The sequence below is a fragment of the Arthrobacter sp. TJ-236 genome (genome assembly GCF_058269235.1).
The window spans coordinates 200,962-220,251 of sequence record NZ_JBZCNI010000002.1; the positions used below are offsets into that span (position 1 = coordinate 200,962).

Consider the following 19,290-nt stretch of genomic DNA (forward strand, 5'->3'; position numbering starts at 1 on the left):
GACGCCCGCCACCCCCCCTGCCGGACCCGTCCCCTTCCGGGCCCGGACGGCGGGCGTCACACTCCACACCCCATCCGATGCGCGCCGCCCCGATGCAAGCGAGACCGGAGCGGCACGAGGCAGCACCACCCAGAGGAGACCTGATGGCGTTTCGGCTCGGCGTAGACGTGGGCGGCACGTTCACGGACATCCTCCTGATCGATGAGGCCTCCGGCGAGACCCACCGGTACAAGACGGCGTCCACCCCGGAGGACCAGTCCATCGGCGTCCTCCACGGCATCGAGCAGGCGTGCAGGGCGGCCGGGATCGCGACGTCGGACGTCACCGAGGTGCTGCACGGCACCACCGTGGCCACCAACGCGATCCTCGAGCACAAGGGGGCCCGCGTGGGCCTCGTGACCACCAAGGGCTTCCGGCAGGTGCTGCAGATCGCCCGCTCCTTCGTGCCCGGCGGCCTGGCCGGCTGGATCATCTGGCCGAAGCCCGAGCCGCTCGCCGACCTCGAGGACACTGTGGAGGTGGAGGAGCGGGTCACCACGTCCGGCAGCGTGCGCATCGCACTGAACGACGACGACGTCCGCACCCAGCTGCGGAAGCTGAGGAAGCGCGGCATCGAGGCGCTCAGCATCAGCCTCATCAACTCCTACGCCAACGGCAGCCACGAGGCGCGCATCGCCGAGCTCGCCGCCGAGGAACTGCCCGGCATCCCCGTCTCCCGCAGCTCCATCGTGCTCCCCGAACTCCGCGAGTACGAGCGCACCATCACCACCGTCGCTAACGCCTACGTACAGGGCCAGGTCTCCCGCTACGTCGGCAATCTCGAGGACAAACTCGCCGCCGCGGGCATCGAGGGCCAGCTCTCCATCCTCAGGAGCGACGGCGGCCTCGTATCCGGCAAGGTCGCTGCCAGCAACCCCGTGTCCCTGCTGCTCTCCGGCCCGGCCGGCGGCGTGACCGGTGCGGTCTGGGCCGCCGAGCAGGCCGGCTTCAAGAACCTCCTCACCTTCGACATGGGCGGCACGTCCACCGACGTCGCGCTCGTCCAGGACCTCACGCCGCGCATCGGCCGCGAGACGACGGTGGGTGACCTCACGGTCCGCGCCACCTCGGTGGACGTCCGGACCGTCGGGGCCGGCGGCGGCTCGATCGCGCACGTCCCGCAGCTCACCGGCGCGCTCCGCGTGGGCCCGCAGTCCGCGGGTGCGGTGCCCGGTCCGGCGTCGTACGGGAAGGGTGGCAGCGAGCCGACCGTGACGGACGCCAACGTGGTGCTCGGCTTCCTGCCGTCGCAGCTGGCGGGCGGGGAGATCGGGCTCGACGTCGAGGCGGCCGCCACCGCGGTGAAGACCATCGCCGAGGCGGTGGGGCTGGACGGCGTGGAGGCCGCGGCCGAGGGCATCATCGACATCGTCAACGAGAACATCTACGGCGCCCTGAAGCTCGTGTCCACGCAGCAGGGCTTCGACCCGCGGGACTTCGCGCTCGTGGCGTTCGGCGGCGCCGGCCCGCTGCACGCCAACGCGCTCGGCAAACTGACGGGCGCGTGGCCGGTGATCATCCCGCCGTCGCCCGGTGTGCTCTGCGCCTACGGCGACGCGACCACGAGCCTCCGCGACGAGGCCGCCCGCACCCTGGTGCGGCGGTTCAGCGAGCTCGACGACGCCCAGGTGCGCGGCGTCCTCGAGGAGCTCGCCGGTACCGCGAAGGAGTCGCTGCTCGCCGCGGGACTGGCCGAGGAGGATCTCACCGTCACCTACTCCGCGGACCTCCGCTACCACGGGCAGGGCTTCGAGATCCCGATCACCGTTGACCTCAGAACCTTCGCAGCGAGCCAGAGCGACGGCGGGCTCACCGCCCTGCGCGCCTCCTTCGACGCCGAGCACGAGCGCCTCTTCGCATTCCTCCTCGACAACGAGCACGAGATCGTCACCGCCCGCGCCACCGTGAGCGGCCCGCGCCCGCAGGTCGCGAGCGTCACGCTCGACGCCGGACCGGCCGATCCGCTGCCGGCGCTCCGCAGCACGCACACCATCTTCGTGGGCGGGCAGCACCTCGAGGCGTCCATCTACGACCGCCACCTGCTGAAGGCCGGCAACGTGATCACGGGCCCCGCCGTCGTCGCCGAGATGGACTCCACCACGCTGGTGCTGCCGGGGCACACGGCCACCGTGCACCACCACGGGAGCCTCCTGATCAGGCCCATCGAGCATGACGCAGCAGCAACCCATTCGAACCTGATGAGTGAGGACTGACCCATGGCACAGCTGATCGAGACCGCCACCTCGCCGTTGACCCCGGTGGACGTGGACGTTGTGACGCTCGACCTCATCGAGAACGCCCTCCGCAGCGCCCGCTACGAGATGGACGAGACCCTGTTCCGCACGGCACTCTCCCCGGGCATCCGCGAGCAGCACGACGAGTTCCCGCTCATCGCGGACCCCGAGGGCAAGATGATCGTGGGCCAGTTCGGGCTCTCCATCCCGAATTTCCTGGCGAACTTCAGCGGCACCATCGAGGAGGGCGACGTCCTCATGACGTCGGACCCGTACTCGTGCGGTGCGGCGATCAGCCACGCGAACGACTGGCTCGTGGTGATGCCCATCTTCTTCGAGGGGCGCATCGTGGGGTGGGCGTCGCAGTTCGGGCACATGACCGACGTCGGCGGGAAGACCCCGGCGTCCATGCCCACGGACGCGCGGACCATCTTCGAGGAGGGCGTGATCATCCCGCCCTTCAAGCTGTACCGGAAGGGTGAGCGGGACGACACTTCGCTCGGCATCATCCTCAACCAGGTGCGGAAGCCGGACTGGAACCGCGCGGACCTGAACGGGATCGTCGCGGCGTGCCGCACGGCGTCGCGCCGCGTGCAGGAGATGTGCGCGCGGTTCGGCGTGGACACCTACACGTCCGCGCTGAACGCGCTGCTGGACCGCAACTACCGCGCCATGAAGGTGCTGCTCGCGCTGGTGTTCGAGGAGGGCAAGCCGCTCTCCTTCACGGACTACATCGACGACGACGGCCGCGGCTACGGCCCGTACGAGCTGACGATGACCATCACCCGCACGGGCGACAAGGTGCTGATCGACCTCACGGGCAGCGCCCCGCAGGCGCAGGGGCCTATCAACTACTACATCAACGAGAACCTGATCCGGATGTTCTTCGGCATCTACATGATCACCGTCGCGGATCCGCAGATCCTCTGGAATGACGGCTTCTACCCGCTGGTGGATGTGGAGATCCCGGACAACTCGTTCTGGAAGCCGGACTACCCGGCGGCGCTCAACGGCAGGAACCACGGGATCGGCCGCCTGTTCGATCTCTTCGGCGGGCTCCTCGGCCAGGCCAACCCTGACCTGCTGAACGCCGCCGGCTTCTCCTCCTCCCCGCACTTCATGTACTCGGGGAACTACAGCGAGGGGGAGCGGAAGGGCGAGTGGTTCCAGCTGTACTCCATCGGCTTCGGCGGCATCCCCGGGCGTCCCGTGGGTGACGGCCCGGACGGCCACTCCCTCTGGCCGTCCTTCGTGAACATCCCGTGCGAGTACCTGGAGAGCTACTACCCGCTGATCATCGACCGCTGGGAGACCATCCCGGACACCGGCGGCGCGGGACTGCACCGTGGCGGCAACGGCGTGGACGTGGCGTACCGCTTCCTGGAGGCCGGCACCATCGCCATCCACGACGACCGCTGGCTCACCTACCCGTGGGGCGTGAAGGGCGGCGAGCCCGGGGCGCGCGGCACCAAGTGGATCGACCGCGCTGACGGCACCCGCGAGGTGCTTCCGTCCAAGGTGCACGACGTCGCCGTCGGCAAGGATGACGTCCTCCACTTCGTGACGTGGGGCGGTGGCGGCTGGGGTGACCCGCTGGCGCGTGACCCGGAGCTGGTGTGCAAGGAGGTGCGGCGCGGCCTGGTCACGCAGGCGGGTGCGCGCGCGTACGGGGTGGTGTGCGACGACGACGGTGACCTCGACGCCGCTGCCACCGATACACTGCGTGCCTCGATGCGGGAGGGCCGTGAGGAGCCGCTGCCGCTGTTCAACCGGGGCGATTCCATGGAGAACCTGCTGGCCAACAGCCTCACCGAGACCGGACTGCCGGCCCCGACTCCTCCGCTGGCGGTGCTGTGACTGGTCTTGATCCTGATTCTTCTTCGTCGCCGGGGTTTTCGTCGGGATTCGACGGGCACCTGACGCCGGGTCCGCGCCGAGCGGTCATCGCGGTGGACCTCATGCGGGCCTACTTCGATCCGTCGAGTCCGCTGTGCCTGCCGTCCGACGAGTGTCTGGCTGGCGCAGCTGCCGTCCTCGCACAGGCCCGGGCTGCCGGCTACCCGGTGTTCCACACGGTAGTGCGGTTCGAGAGCGAGGAGCAGGGCGGCGTCTTCATGCGGAAGGTCCCGGCGCTGCGGTTGCTCATCAGCGAGACACCGAGTGCCGTGCCGGCGATGGGGGAGCTCATGCCCGAGGTGGCGCCACTCGAGGGGGAGACGGTGCTGGTGAAGCAGGGAGCAAGCGCGTTCTTCGGCACCGACCTCGCCGAGCGGCTGCGTGAGGCTGACCTGGACACCGTGATCATCGTCGGCGTGAGTACCAGTGGCTGCGTCCGGGCGACGGCAGTCGACGCCGTCCAGCACAACCTCGTGCCGATCGTGGTCCGCGACGCAGTGGGGGACCGCGACGACGCCGTCCATCAGTCGGCGCTCTACGACCTGCAGGCGAAATACGCGGAGGTCGTTGGAAGCACTGACTTACATTGAGATGCTCAGTGCATGAGAGACGAAGGTGTCATGCCAAAGCATCACCGACAATCTGATCGAAGCAATGAGTAGGACAGGCTGGCTCATTTACTGCAGATAGTTGGTTCACCCCTCACCGGACCTTGAGCGCCGGGCGACGAGTACGTCGGATGCTGAGAGCGCGTTAAGCGCCTGCGCTCCAACGGGTCATATGCGCCTCGTGCTATACCTTTCAACTACGACCTTGCGCCGGGGAGCTGCTGTATCGGTACCTAATGAGGTCAGCTGCGTATTGACCCTACGTGCTCAACGACCTTTCTAAGGAGTGGAAGCTTGCAGGTTCTTTACGTCACGACATTCTCAATTGAGGCGTCTGGCCCCGATGCTGGCCAAAGTGCTGCGCTGGTTTCCCTGGACCTAGTGGGTGAGTGGATTGCTCAGGCAGGCGTGCCCGCGGTAGCCGCTTCTACCTTCCTCCAAGACGGACAGTTCGTTCTACCCGATGCGCACGATCAGAAAAGGTCGGTCTCTTGGACGCATGTTCAAGGCGACGGCGTGTGGGCGACACGCATCGAACGGCGAGACACTAGTCCGGGACGCGCAACGTTCGTCACCCGGGTCACTGTCGGCGCGAAGGCCGAAGAGTGCAGCTTACGCGTGTCAATGGCGCGTGAACTCGCAGGCACCGAACTCACACCAGCGGCCCCTGTCGAGATGTTCCAACCTGCCATCATCGCGATGATTGTCGAGGATGAAAGGCTGATAGTTCGAGTCAATAAGCAGGTTCAGGATGGCCGATTTATCCAGGTGAGGAATGCAAAAGAGGTATCGCTGCTCAGTGATGCGCTGGCAGTTCGACGACGCCTACCCATTCTTCTACTGCACACTCGTACCTTGGAGGCGCAGGCCGCAGCTCAAAGAGCGGCGAGTCGTCTCGTCGGATTAGTTCGTGTCGTGACACTTGACTATCGAGCGTCGATTCAGCTGCAGGCGATGCATGCTGCCATGGTAGTTCCTTACGCGGGTGGTGTTCTGGTTTGGGCAGATTTCAACGCGCCAACCCTGGAGGTGCAACCCTCACTCTTGAATGAGCCTGAAAAAGATAAGCTGCGACAGTTCTTAATGACGCGTGTTTCGCCGCTATCCGTGCTCACGGGGGGTAGGGATGAGCTCTTCAGGATGGCTAAACAGGATCTCTTAGAGTTACGTTCCCGGGAGTCCGCGCGAGCCTCACAGGCAGCTGCCGAATCGGGGTCAATAGATGAGCAGCTTGCCGCATTGAGAGTTGAGCGTGATTCAGCGCTAGCAAATCAGGCTGCCGCTATAGAGGAGTGGATTCGAGCAGAACAAACCGCAGATGCGGCCGAGCAAGTGGTTGCTAGGCTGCAAGCTGAACTTGAGCAAGCAAATGTCTACGCAACTTACATGCAAGATCGCGTTGACGAACCGGTCGCACCTAGTCTTAGCGATGCACCATCTGAACTAGTTTCCGCCGATACAGGAACTCTCGATACCTTGTGCCAGCATCTCGAACAAGCGGTTGAAGGACGTATCACCTTCACGGTGAATGCACTAAAATCTTGGAAAAAAGCCTCTGCGTATGCGACCCCGGACTTAATGCGAGCTGCATTGATAAAGCTGGCACGCGTTGCCAGGGACCTTTATGACGGCAAACAGCGATCCGTTGGGCATATCGACACGTGGGTGCGCGAGCAGTACGATCTGCGTATTGCTTTACAGGACGACAACATGCCAAAGCATTTCCAGCAATTCGAGTGGGAGGGCCAGTCCTACAGTAGGCTACCGCACGTTAAAGTAAATGATGGAGTGCCTGCGGCTGAATGTGGTCGCGTGTATTTTGCCTTCGATTCTGAGAACAATAGAATCTTGGTTGATCATATTGGAGTGCATTGGTAGGCTTCTTGCCCATCTGCCAGGTGAATGCAGCCGTCATGCGTAGAACCGCGGCGCTACTACTTCTGTTTGCAGGGACTCGACGCTCGTGTCACTTGGGTTAAATCCTCCTTTCGCCGGCGTTGGCCCGCCTCCACAGCCTCGGTGCTCGCGCCAGTAGCATGACACCAAAGCCAGTTCACGAGTATCTTCGGGGAGCGCCTTGCCGTCTGCAGGACCGAACAACTACGCCAACTTTATTTGGAACATCGCGGATCTTCTCCGCGGCTCCTACCGACCCCACCAGTACGGCTCGATCGTCCTTCCGTTCACCGTCCTGCGTCGCATCGACGCCGTGCTCGCGGAGACGAAGGACGCTGTGCTCGAGGAGTACGGCGCGAAGAAGGACGGCGTGATGCCGCTGACGGTTCTCCTGCCGCGGAAGTCAAAGCATTCGTTCTACAACACCTCCAAGTACGACTTCACCAAGCTCACGGGTGACGCCGACAACATCCGTGACAACCTGCTCGACTACATCCGCGGGTTCTCAGGTAACGTGCGGGACATCTTCGAAAAGTACAAGCTCGAGGAACGCCTCGAGGAACTGCACGACCACAATCTCCTCTTCCTCATCGTCCAGCAGTTCGCGGCCGTGGATCTCCACCCCGCCACGGTGTCCAATGCCGAGATGGGTCTGATCTTCGAGGAACTCATCCGGAAATTCGCGGAGTCCTCGAATGAGACTGCCGGTGAGCACTTCACCCCGCGCGAGGTCATCCACCTCATGGTGGACCTGCTCTTCGCGCCCGATGATGAGGAACTCCACCAGCCCAACATCGTCCGCTCCGTCTACGACCCGACGGCCGGAACCGGGGGCATGCTCTCCGTCTCCGAGGAGCACATCCGCGACAGCAACCCCGATGCCACGCTGATGCTCGCCGGGCAGGAGATCAACCCGGAGTCTTACGCCATCTGCAAGGCGGACATGGTCATCAAGGGCCAGGACGTCGGCGCGATCGTCCTCGGCGACACCCTGATCGACGATGGGCACCGAGGCAAGACCTTTAACTACTGCCTCTCGAACCCTCCATTCGGCGTGGACTGGAAGAAGGCCCAGCCCACTGTGGAGAAGGAGCACCGCGAGCAGGGCTACGACGGCCGCTTCGGTCCGGGTTTACCACGCGTCTCCGACGGGTCGCTGCTGTTCCTGCTGCACCTGATTAAGAAGATGCGTCCGGCGCGCGACGGCGGTGGCCGAGCGGCTATTGTCCTCAACGGCTCGCCGCTCTTCACAGGGGGTGCCGGCTCGGGTGAGTCCGAGATCCGCCGCTACGTGCTGGAACACGACCTCCTCGAGGCGATCATCGCCCTGCCCACGGACATGTTCTACAACACCGGCATCTCCACCTATGTGTGGGTGCTCACCAACCGCAAGACCGCTGAGCGCAAGGGCACCGTCCAGTTGATCGACGGCACCGGATTCTTCGAGAAGATGCGTAAAAGCCTTGGCTCCAAGCGCAAGCAGCTCGGCGCGGGAGACATCGATCGCATCGTGAATCTGTACGGGAACTACGAGGACGACGGCGAGGGGTACAGCAAGACCTTCAGCAACCAGGACTTCGGCTACCGGACCATCACAGTGGAGCGCCCGCTGCGCCTCAACTTCGCTGCAACTGCGGAGCGCGTCGGAGAGGCACTTGCCGTGAAGGTCCTCGCCAAGCTCGGCGACGGCCAGGTTGCTGCACTTCGCGAAGCCCTTGGCGGCATGGATCAGGGGAAGGTTTGGACTAGCCGCGGCAGTTTCATCACGGAACTCCGCACGGCCGTGCGGGACGCCGGTCTTACGCTGACCCCGGCGCAGTACAAGGCGTTGGCTGTCGGCCTCTCAGCGCGCGACGAGGCCGCCGACGTCTGTACCGATGCCAAGGGTCAGCCGGAGTCCGATGCCGACCTGCGCGACACCGAAAACGTGCCGCTGCATGAGGACATCCACGAGTACTTCGAGCGTGAGGTGAGGCCCTTCGCTCCGGATGCATGGATCGACGAGACCAAGACCAGGGTCGGTTACGAGATCCCCTTCACCAGACACTTCTACAAGTACCAGGAACCACGGCCACTGGAGGAGATCGATGCTGACCTCGATGCGGTTCTCGGTCGAATTCGTGCGCGTCTGGAAAAGGTGCACGTATGAAACGATTGAGACTCAAACAGGTTGCCGCCGAACCACTCCGAAACGGGCTCGGCTTGCCAGGCGGCCACAGCGATTACTCGGACCCGCGCTACATTCGCATCACTGACATAGCTTCTGAGAAAGCTCTTCGAACCGACGTCTACGCCTCCCAGCCGTCCAATTTAGCAAAGAGCGCAGATGTGAGGCGGAACGATCTCTTGCTGGCAGCTGTCGGAGCTACGGTGGGCAAGAGCTACCTTCATCTGTCGGATGAAGTTTGCTGTTATGCCGGGTATCTCGCTCGGTTTCGTCCAAACGTAGACTTGGTGGATCCCGGCTTCATTTCATACTGGACACTATCGACTGATTATTGGAACCAGATAAGAGCTGGCACGGTGGGCTCGACGATCGAAAACTACAGCGCGTCGAAATACGCAAATATGACCTTTCCTTCTCAACCACTCAAGTTGCAAAAGGACATCGCCTACTTCCTCGACCACGAAACGGGCGAGATCGACGCATTCATTTCGGATCAGCAGGAACTCATCCGGCTGTTGAATGAGCGCCGCAGCGCGCTGCGATCGGTGCTTATCTCCGAAGCAGCGATCTTCAGTACGACGAAACCGTTGAAACATACTTCGGCTGTAACGGTAGGGATCGTGGTCTCGCCTTCTGTGTGGTATGCAGATGAAGGAGTACCGGCCCTTCGGGGGACGAACGTGAAGGAGGCGGCAATCAACCTCGATGAAATCGTGTTCATCACAGAAGCGGGGCACCAGTACCACCGCAAATCTGCGCTCCGAGAAAACGATGTGGTCGTGGTCCGTACGGGCCAAGCGGGTGCTGCCGCTCGGGTACCCTCTGAGATGCATGGCTACAACGCTATCGACCTTCTACTTGTTCGTCCCGGGAGCACCGTATCTGGAGATTTCCTAGCATTCGTACTCAACTCGGCCGAGGTCCAAGAAAAGGTACGAGCGGGGTCGGTTGGTGCGATACAAGGGCATTTCAATGTCGAATCTCTTCGGAATTTGACCATACCCGTGCCGCCGGTGGAGGTTCAGACGGCAACGGTCAAACGTTGGCACACTGACCACGCCGCGATTGACGCCGCCATCACCGACGCCAAGAAAGCCGTCGAACTGTCGAAAGAACGCCGTGCGGCTCTGATCTCGGCCGCCATCACAGGGAACATCGACGTCCGGGACTACTGGGCAGCGAAGGGGCACGGATAAGGATGGCGATCTACAATGAGAACGAGTTCGAGCGGGAAATCTGCGAGTACCTCGCCGCACACGGCTGGCTGTACTCGCAGAATGGCACGGGCTACGACAAGGAGCTCGCTCTCTACCCTGATGACGTCAGCGCCTGGCTCGTCGAAACCCAGCCCGAACAGCTGCGGAAGATCGTCAACCCGAGCGAAGATCAGGCGGTTCAGGACAAGGCCTTTAGGCGCATCCTCGAACGCATGGTCAAGGTCCTCGACACTCCTCTGGAGAATGGCGGCGGAACCCTCGCGGTGCTGCGCAGCGGCTTCAAGGTGACGCCGTCGTCGTTCTCCATGTGTCAGTTCAAGCCGGCGGACAATCTCAACCCGAAAACGGTCGACGACTACTCGAAGGTCCGCCTGCGCGTTATGCGGCAGGTCTATTACTCCTCCGGCAACCAGAACAGCATCGACCTGGTGTTCTTCGTCAACGGTCTGCCCGTGGCCACCATGGAGCTCAAGACCGACTTCACACAGACGGTGCAGGACGCCGTCGAGCAGTACAGGACCGCCCGCATGCCCGTCGACCCGGCGACCCGACGCGTCGAACCGCTGCTGTCCTTCGGGCACCGCGCGCTGGTGCACTTCGCCGTCTCCAACAGCGAAGCGTTCATGACCACCCACCTGCAGGGCGCACAGACCCGGTTCCTACCCTTCAATATGGGCAACCACGGGCACAGGGGCAATCCCGTCAACCCGCACGGCTCGACCACCAGCTACCTCTGGGAGCGGGTGCTGCAGCGTGATTCCTGGCTGACCATCCTGGGCAAGTTCATGCACCTGCAGGTGAACAGGAGGACCGACCCGATTGCCGGCAAGACGACGATCGACAAGTCCCTGCTCTTCCCGCGCTTCCACCAGTGGGAGGCCGTGAACCAGCTCGCCGAGACCGCAGCCGCCGAGGGCCCCGGCCAGCGGTACCTGATTCAACACTCGGCAGGCTCGGGCAAGACCAACTCCATCGCTTGGGCCGCGCACCGGCTCAATGCCCTTCACACCGCGTCCGGAGCAAAGGTCTTCGATTCGGTGATCGTCATCAGCGACCGCAAAGTCCTTGACGGCCAACTCCGCGACGCGGTGCAGCAGCTGGAGAAGACGCAGGGCGTCTTCGAGGCCATCATCTCGACCGGTGGATCCAAGTCAGCTGCGCTGTCCGAAGCACTCCTGGCCGGCAGACAGATTATCGGCGTGACGCTGCAGACCTTTCCCTTCGCGCTGGACGCGATCGAGAAGGACACCGGCCTCGCCGGGCGCAAGTACGCAATTATTGCGGACGAGGCGCACAGCTCCCAGTCCGGCGAGACCGCCAAGACCCTGAAGAAGGTTCTCACCTCCGTCGGCGCGGGAACCGGGGAAGCGGACGACGACGTCGACGTCGAGGACGTTCTCGCTGCAGAGATGACCAACCGTGCCGAAAGCCGCAACATCTCGTTTTTTGCCTTTACCGCGACGCCGAAGGCAAAGACTCTCGAGCTGTTCGGACGCAAGGACGACGCCGGCATGCCGCAGGCTTTCCACGTCTTCTCGATGCAGCAGGCCATCGAGGAAGGCTTCATCCTCGATGTCCTGAAGAACTACACGCCGTACAAGCTCGCGTTCAAGCTGGCGCACAACGGGGTGGACTACGAAGCCGACAACGCCGTCGTCGAGAAGTCCGAGGCCGTGAAGCAGCTGATGCGGTGGGTCAAACTACATCCGTACAACATCACGCAGAAGGTCGCGATCGTCGTCGAGCACTTCCGCTCGAACGTACGCCACCACCTGGCAGGCCGAGCGAAGGCCATGGTGGTCACGGGGTCACGGAAGGAGGCCGTCCGCTACAAGCTCGCCATCGACAAGTACATCGCCGAGAAGGGGTACAAGGACCTCGCGGCCCTCGTAGCGTTCTCCGGCGAGGTGACGGATCCGGACTCGGGGCCGTCAGCTTTTACCGAGATCACCATGAACCCCGGCCTGAAGGGTCGCGAACTGCCGAAGGCATTCGCCACCGATGAGTTTCAGATCATGCTGGTGGCCAACAAGTTCCAGACGGGGTTCGACCAGCCACTCCTGGTCGCGATGTATGTGGACAAGAGGTTGTCCGGAATCTCTGCTGTCCAGACCCTCTCTCGACTGAATCGGGTGACGACCGGCAAGGACCAGACCTTCGTGCTGGACTTCGTGAACGACCCGGACGAGATCCTTGCCGCGTTCCGCCAGTACCACACCACGGCCGAGCTCTCCAGGGTCACGGACCCGGATATTGTCCACGACCTGCAGGCCAAGCTCGACGGCGCCGGGATCTATGACCAAAGCGACGTCGAACGTGCCGTGCAGGTGTGGATCGGCAGGACGAGCCATGAGGAGCTCACAGCGTCCGTAGCCCCCGCGCGGTCGATCTTCCGTGCGCGCTACCGGGCCGCCGTCGAGGCCCAGGACACGTCGGCGCAGGATGCCCTCGAGATTTTCCGAAAGGACCTCGGCACCTTCATCAGGGCTTACGACTTCCTCTCGCAGATCATCGACTACCAGGACACCGATCTGGAAAAGCGGTCGATCTTCTACCGGCTGCTCATCCGCGTGATTCGCGCAGATAACCAGGACCGGGAGACCATCGACCTGTCCGAGGTGGTGATGACGCACTACAAGCTGCAGAAGCAGCAGAAGGCAGATCTGCGCCTCGCCGAGGGCGATCCTGAACAGCTCGAGCCGATGAAGCAACCCGGGTCCGGGATGGTCCATGACGCCGACAAGCTGAGGTGGGCCGAGATCATCGAGCAGGTCAACGGATTTTTCGAGGGCTCCGGACTGTCCGACGCGGATCAACTCTCTGTGGCAGAGACGGTCCTGAAGAAGGCCCTCGAGAACGAAACATTGCGCGGCCAGGCGCAGGCCAACGGCAAGGTCGACTTCTACTCCTCGCCTAAAATTCTCAGCACCGTCGAGGACACCATCATTGAAGCCGGCGAGCAGCACGCCAAGGGCATCGGTTGGCTCCTCACCACGGACAAACTGCCCGGCTTCATCGAGGTGCTGCGGACCATGGGCATGTACGAGCAGTTCCGCGGCGACGACGTCGCTTAGTTCTGGCGTACCGCTTTGGGAGGCGGGCACCGTCGCGACCTACGACGACGGCTGGCTCAGCTACCGGTGAGGTGTGAAGGGCGGCGAGCCCGGCGCGTGGCACCACGCGCAAGGCACCCGGTCGATGATGCCGTCTAAGGTGCACGACTTAAGGTGCACGACTTAAGGTGCACGACTTAAGGTGCACGACTTAAGGTGCACGACCAAAGGTGCACGACCTAAGGTGCACGACCAAAGGTGCACGACGTCGCCGTCGTCATGGACGACGTCCTCCAGTTCGCTACTTGGAGCGATGAGGGGCTGAGGCGACCCGCTGGCCCACGACCCGGAGCTGGTGTGCGAGAACGTACGAAGCGGCCTGCTCACCTACACGGGCGGACGAAGCTACTGGGCGGTATGCGACGACGTCAGGGTCCTCGTGTCTATTTCAGACTAGGCGCTGTTATACGCGACGAAGTGATTCCTTAGCGAATAGAACGCGCGCTTGGATTTGCATTTGCAGGGTTTCAATTGTCGCAGTAGGCACCAGCTCGGCAAAGTCAACGTTCTCGGCTTCGTCCACCCAAGTAACCGCCATCCACCCAGCGTTGTAAGCGCCTGTAAGGATGAAACGTTCCACCGCGATCGCCCACTGATCGACATACCTCATGCCATCGAATACTGGATCGGTGCGGAATACTGGTGTGCCGCGCGTGCCGACTGGCTTCGCGAGACTTGGATCGGAGCCGAATATGATGCAAAATGCTCGCCACACGGGCAAGGAGCCGAAGGCCTGGTTTAGGTCTTGCGCCGTTCCGGCGTCGAACGCGTTGCCTAGTGCTTCCTCGATCCGATTATTTCCATTGTTGCCTTCGCTGCCCACTTGCGACTTGAGCTCGACGACACCAACGAGGTGTCCTTTGTGAGTGGCGACTACGTCCCAGTTCTTCGATCTCCGATAATACCCAGGTATTGCTCTGTCGATCTGAACCTCGTGATCGTCGAGACCGGCGTCGAGGAACATTTGCCGGACAAAACTCGCGAGTTTGCGCATGTGGCGGGCGTTGCGCGACTGAGCGCCCGACCCCTTTTTTCCTGATGCGGCAGCTAGCCTGTCGGCTTCGTACTTCTCCATCCAAAAGTCCGTCAGCAGTTCAAGTACAGCACTCTGCTCTTCCATATCAGTTTGCCCTCCAGGAGATATCGCTTTCGCCAGGCATAAGCCCGTACGCTTCCTCCGCCGCACGCGTGGCCGCGTTTCGATCACTTTCACGGAATGCTTTCCGAAGTCTGTCCGCGACATCAGCAGGGATGCTGTCTGGCATCGGCACAGTAATCTTTCGTAGATACTGCGCTTGGAACCGTAAAGTGCCTCCGCGCATTTTCACTCCATATGCGCTGATGAAGGCCTCGGCAATCCTAGATAACAATATTCCTCCCAGTACCTCCATGTCCCAGGACGTGGAAGTAACGTAATAAAGATTATGGTGCGGGTAGTAGCCGCCTGGCTCTAAGACCGGTGTGATTTGCGCTTTCATATCCTGTAGTAAGAGTTTCGGCTTCGCCGCTAATCCGGGATATACCTTATCGATCGTTCGATACCATGTTGCAGGATACTTCTTCGCTACGAATCGCTTGGTGACGGCTTCGTGAGACCCGAGAGTTGCAGCTAACCTCGGATAGACCGCCAAATCCACCAGTTTTCCGTCGTCACCCCACGGATTCAGCAGGACGTGAGTTGGAGTCTTGAGATAGCCTGCCCGAATGTCATCGGACATGACAATGGGCAACAGACGATCCTCTTCGACGTCTATGTCGGAATGCCGACGCATTATGTATGCCTTATCGGCTCCGGTTGCCACCCCAATACTGATTCGCGTTGTGCCGTCTGCTTCCAGCGTTGGAAAGCTCTCCTGCAGCCGCTCGAGTAACTTGATGGTTCGCGGTGACCCCGCTGGCCAAAAGTCTGAAGTCTCGAACCAGCTAGGTAGGCGCGTCGCCTCCCACCCGCTACCTGCGCCCTCATCATGATTTCCTTCGACAAACGACAATGCTTCGCGAGCAGATTTCGAATCGAATGAACTGGTGGTATCGATGAACGTGACATTCCCCTGTGAGGAATTAGAAATTATGGTGATTGCAGGATAAGCTGACACTTCTGCTTCGAAAGCGTCGACGTCATGCATCTGCCAGACCGACTCCACGCAGTAGCCCGAAATGACATAACCGCGTAAATGCCTCCCGTAAGCGTTGCGCATCCAGCGGTCCGCGCATATAAAGCCAAGTCGTCCACCGGGTGCAAGCACCCCGAGGCCCCTCTCATAGAACCCTACATAAATATCTGCACGGCCACGCATCGTCTGCCAGCGTCGGCGGTATTCCATTTCCACTAGGTCATCAAGGTCCTCCGTTCGAATATACGGAGGATTCCCGACAACGAAATCTACATTTTTCGGGATTCTGTCCAGCAAGAAGTCGCCGGTGTGAAGCCAACTGTGAGCGAGCGCCGTTGCCTGCTCCTTCGTGGCGCCAGCAGCACGGAGTAGCTCAAGCACGCGAATATGACAGGTCTCGACGTGCTGGCGTTGCAGGTCAAGCCCGAAGATCGCCGCGCCGAGCTGGTCGAGATCAGCACCATAAGCATTGGCCGACTTCAGTAGTCGCTCCACGACGGGTATGAGAAATGCGCCAGATCCGATGGAGGGTTCTACAAGGGTCATGCAGGCCAGATCTCGATCAGGTGTGTATCCCACCAGGTCCAAAATCGCCTCTACAACCCAGCGGCGCGTGAAAACATCACCGTATTCGATCTCGCCGCTGTTTGCGACAGCCATCTACTGTTCTCCATGCCTCGCTTAGTGGGACTCATCGAGGATATCGGATGATTCCGCGAAGCTGACCCACTCTGCTCGGAATACCCTGTTGCGGCTCGATCGAGTGCTTGCACTGGAGGCTTCCGACGGGTGAACGAGCCAACAAGCGCTGCACCCGCAATCGCTCGCGTATAAGGGGGAGACGTTGCGTCGTTCTAAGGCGAGCCTCGTTGAGTGTCGGGGCACTGTAGGTGGGATCGGCGCAGTGGGTGCGTAGGTTCCAACCACTCTTCGGGAGGCCCGTCACCCGACGACTCCGCGTTGGATAGCAAGTACCCTACGATGATCCCTAGCTCAGGCCGACAGGGCCAAGCAGGATGAGGCACCGTCTATGTCGGCTGCAAATCGTGTGAACTGGGACTTAATAGTATTTCATACTATTAGTACAACGTTCATCGGTGTAGTTTGTCAGTAAGCAAAATTGTTTGGTACTTCACGGTCGTTCGTGACGATTCGGAAGTTTGAATATTCAAATTTCAGGAGTCAACCGAGCGGAAATTAAAAGCGCACATTCGAAGGTCCTGAAACTGCGCCGCCTGCCCCGTTCCGCTAGGAAACCTCAGCAGATAGGAAGCCTGATCGGTGAATATTAATAGTATTGGTCAAACAAGCCTTCAACAGGACCTTGCCGCAATTGAGAGCATCGACGGCGTGACAGACACCAGAGAGCGGTTCTGTTTATGGGTGATTCGTAACCGTTACTACGTCGATCGCGAGGACAGTTTCGAATACGTATTCACGCCGCCAGCTGCTGTTCGACTTGGTGATGCGAGACTACTTTTAGACGGATTTGTTGCGGCCTCGCAAGGAGGCGTTCCGATATTCAATATTTTGATCTTCGTAGAAAGCGAAATCAACATCCGTGTTAGCCCGAAAGATATATCCGAGATAGTTGCAAAATTGTCGACGGTGACGGAGAACGCTTCCATTCTGCTCGACGCTCTCCGTAGGTCCAACAAACGCACTAGGCGAATCTTATTAGAAGGCGAGTTCGAGCTTGCGTCAGCCGACGACGTCGATTGGAACATCGTGGTCGTGACGCCTGGGCAGATCTCGGGTGCGTCGGAATCGCGACTTCGAGAAGCGGCGAAAAAACCTTTCTCACTCGATATCCTCGACATCTCTAGGATGCGATCGTTCGCGCGCGCGATCACCGAGCCGGGCACTATTGAGGCTGAGATTGACATAGTCAAGAAGCCCGGAGGTTGGATATACGTGCCAAAGGGGAAAGCTCCGGTGCTCATCGTACCGATGGCTGGGACGGATCTCGTGTGCTGGGATGGTATCGAAGATCGACGTTTGTTTGACCTCAACGTTCGTTTTGGGCTAGGTATGAATCGAGTCCGTAAGTCACTGGACACGGCCGTAAGAGCGGCCGACAATAGTGACTTCCTTGCGAGTCATAACGGTCTGACGGTCGTATGCAACGAAATACGCGACGAGGCGGATCACTTTGTAGTGGAGGGTCTGTCAGTAGTCAACGGAGCACAATCGCTCATTGCGCTATACGAGAATAGGGAGCGGATAGACTCGCAACTTGAAGTAGTAGTGAAATTTGTTGCAGCGGGGCGCGACAAAGATGAAGCTGCGCAGATCGCTATTAGAAGCAATACTCAAAACCCGGTAACGACTCGAAATCTTCGCGCTCTTGATGACAGGCAACTTGAGTTGAAGAGAGAGCTGGCTCTCTCCAGCTACGATTATGTTCTTCGCCCCGATGCTAACCTGATTTCTGGGGGTAAGACTATACGTAATGATGACGCTGCGCAGTGGCTTTGCGGTCTGTATCTGGAGGAGCCCGCGTTGGCGGTTAAGCGACAGGTTCTCTTCCAGACCGGAGCTTACGAGCGAATTTTCACGGAGGAGATCGGCGCCGCACACATTGCACTTGCTTTGAAGATTAGGGCGTCAGTCGAATCTGTCAGGAGCGATTACCCTGAGGCATACAGAAAGTCCTGGAGCTTGGCCGCGCTCACTTCGGTGTATCTATGCGGTCAACTACTACGTGCTTCGAGGAGTGGGTCGGATGTGTTGTTCGACCCAAATATGCGCGCGGTTCGACAGGGTCAATTAGATGCAGACTTGATTAGAATAGCCACTCAAGTGTGCGCATTCTTAACCCAACGTAGAGAAAAGCTTTTGCTGGATGCAGAAGGCGATAATTTCAAGGTCGATTTTAAGAGCACGAAGAAACTCACTCAGATGAAGTTCGATCTTCAGCGGCATATCCCGGTCGGTGAATTTAATAAATGACCAACCGAAAAGCCCTTTGCATTGGGATTAATGAGTATCCTGCGGAACTGCGGCTGAGTCATGCGCACAGTGATGCGCAAAACATGGCGAAGTTATTGCAGACCAATGTCGACGGTTCTGCAAACTTTACCGTTGAAATATTCCCTAAGAGAGAGAACCAGAACTTTACCGCTGATAGTCTACTTGATGAATTCAATAAGCTGCTGGTTGATGAATATTTCGACCCGATGAATGAGAAGAGCGATCCAAGAAATCCGCGAGATTCGTATGCTGAAGATGAAGAACGCTCCGATAGGGATCTTGTCTTCTACTTCAGCGGTCACGGACAGGTGGGCGTTTCTGGTGATTTACAGCTCGTGACGCCAGATTTGGCACAGAACCTAAACCTCGGTGGGGTGCCGTTTGATCTACTCATTCGCCAGGCGGTGGAGCATGCGAAACGCTTCAGCTCGCTGACCCTTATCCTAGATTGCTGCTTCGCGGGTCGAGCGAACTCGTTTTCTAATGCTTTCTTCAGCGATTTTATAATTCTACCCCCGAATGTTTCAGTTCTAGCAGCATGCGGACCAGATCGATTGGCAGCAGAGGATGCTTTGGCGGGAGGGTGGGGCCAGTTCACGCGTCTACTAGCAGCGGGGTTAGAAGGAGGGGCAGCGAATTCGAACGGTCGAGTCGGTATCGCAGATTTGCATCGTTTTGTCGACGAGAACCGCCATGATCGGACCTACAAAAACGGTCCTTCGGTGCTGAAGAGTCACATGGCTAGTGGCGTGGCGCTTAGACACGTTACGCCACAACAGCAACCAGGCGCGCTAAAAAATGATTTGCTTTTTATCGCGGCGCGGGACACCCTGCCGACAACCGACTTCTTCGCGAATCTGGATGGTGATGTGCGAAGTGCCCTAAATCGTTTGATCGGGCATGGATTACTCGTGATGTCAGATGAACAAGTTAGTTTCTCCGTCCAGGCGGAAGCTCGACTTAATCTCTACAAGATGCTTTCAGATGACTCCGATCTATTGGATGAGTACGCTATCGAAGATTGAATACCGAA

The 19,290-nt window shown here is 60.1% G+C and carries 11 protein-coding genes; 9 read left to right on the forward strand and 2 right to left on the reverse strand.

Annotated elements, in window-relative coordinates:
• Positions 1-143: 143 nt before the first annotated feature.
• From AC4D16_RS09680 to AC4D16_RS09710, 7 genes are all read left to right on the forward strand, one after another.
• Positions 144-2,252, forward strand: coding sequence for a hydantoinase/oxoprolinase family protein (locus AC4D16_RS09680; protein WP_490954824.1), 2,109 nt, complete (start codon positions 144-146; stop codon positions 2,250-2,252).
• 3 nt (positions 2,253-2,255) lie between these two features.
• A complete protein-coding gene (locus tag AC4D16_RS09685; protein WP_490954825.1) occupies positions 2,256-4,130 on the forward strand; it encodes a hydantoinase B/oxoprolinase family protein in 1,875 nt (624 codons plus the stop codon).
• A 92-nt stretch (positions 4,131-4,222) separates the two neighbouring features.
• Positions 4,223-4,759: an isochorismatase family protein gene (locus AC4D16_RS09690; protein ID WP_490954826.1), complete on the forward strand. Its 537-nt coding sequence runs from the start codon at positions 4,223-4,225 to the stop codon at positions 4,757-4,759.
• A gap of 312 nt (positions 4,760-5,071) precedes the next feature.
• Positions 5,072-6,655, forward strand: coding sequence for a hypothetical protein (locus tag AC4D16_RS09695; RefSeq protein WP_490954827.1), 1,584 nt, complete (start codon positions 5,072-5,074; stop codon positions 6,653-6,655).
• A 199-nt stretch (positions 6,656-6,854) separates the two neighbouring features.
• Positions 6,855-8,822: a type I restriction-modification system subunit M gene (locus tag AC4D16_RS09700; RefSeq protein ID WP_490954828.1), complete on the forward strand. Its 1,968-nt coding sequence runs from the start codon at positions 6,855-6,857 to the stop codon at positions 8,820-8,822.
• Positions 8,819-10,036 carry a restriction endonuclease subunit S domain-containing protein gene (locus AC4D16_RS09705; RefSeq protein WP_490954829.1) on the forward strand — a complete coding sequence of 406 codons (1,218 nt, stop codon included), beginning with the start codon at positions 8,819-8,821 and terminating at the stop codon, positions 10,034-10,036. Before AC4D16_RS09700 ends, AC4D16_RS09705 begins: the two co-directional genes overlap by 4 nt.
• Positions 10,037-10,038: 2 nt before the next feature.
• Positions 10,039-13,131: a type I restriction endonuclease subunit R gene (locus AC4D16_RS09710; protein WP_490954830.1), complete on the forward strand. Its 3,093-nt coding sequence runs from the start codon at positions 10,039-10,041 to the stop codon at positions 13,129-13,131.
• A gap of 442 nt (positions 13,132-13,573) precedes the next feature.
• Here AC4D16_RS09710 and AC4D16_RS09715 read toward each other — a convergent pair whose 3' ends face one another.
• Positions 13,574-14,290, reverse strand: coding sequence for a PaeR7I family type II restriction endonuclease (locus tag AC4D16_RS09715; RefSeq protein WP_490954831.1), 717 nt, complete (start codon positions 14,288-14,290; stop codon positions 13,574-13,576).
• A gap of 1 nt (position 14,291) precedes the next feature.
• Positions 14,292-15,944, reverse strand: a complete 1,653-nt coding sequence (locus tag AC4D16_RS09720; RefSeq protein ID WP_490954832.1) for an Eco57I restriction-modification methylase domain-containing protein — start codon at positions 15,942-15,944, stop codon at positions 14,292-14,294.
• A gap of 621 nt (positions 15,945-16,565) precedes the next feature.
• On the opposite strand from AC4D16_RS09720, the gene AC4D16_RS09725 reads away from it, so the two are divergent.
• On the forward strand, positions 16,566-18,236 hold the full coding sequence (locus AC4D16_RS09725; protein WP_490954833.1) for an AIPR family protein: 1,671 nt from the start codon (positions 16,566-16,568) through the stop codon (positions 18,234-18,236).
• Positions 18,233-19,282, forward strand: coding sequence for a caspase family protein (locus AC4D16_RS09730; RefSeq protein ID WP_490954834.1), 1,050 nt, complete (start codon positions 18,233-18,235; stop codon positions 19,280-19,282). The genes AC4D16_RS09725 and AC4D16_RS09730 overlap by 4 nt, the downstream gene beginning before the upstream one ends.
• Positions 19,283-19,290: the final 8 nt, after the last annotated feature.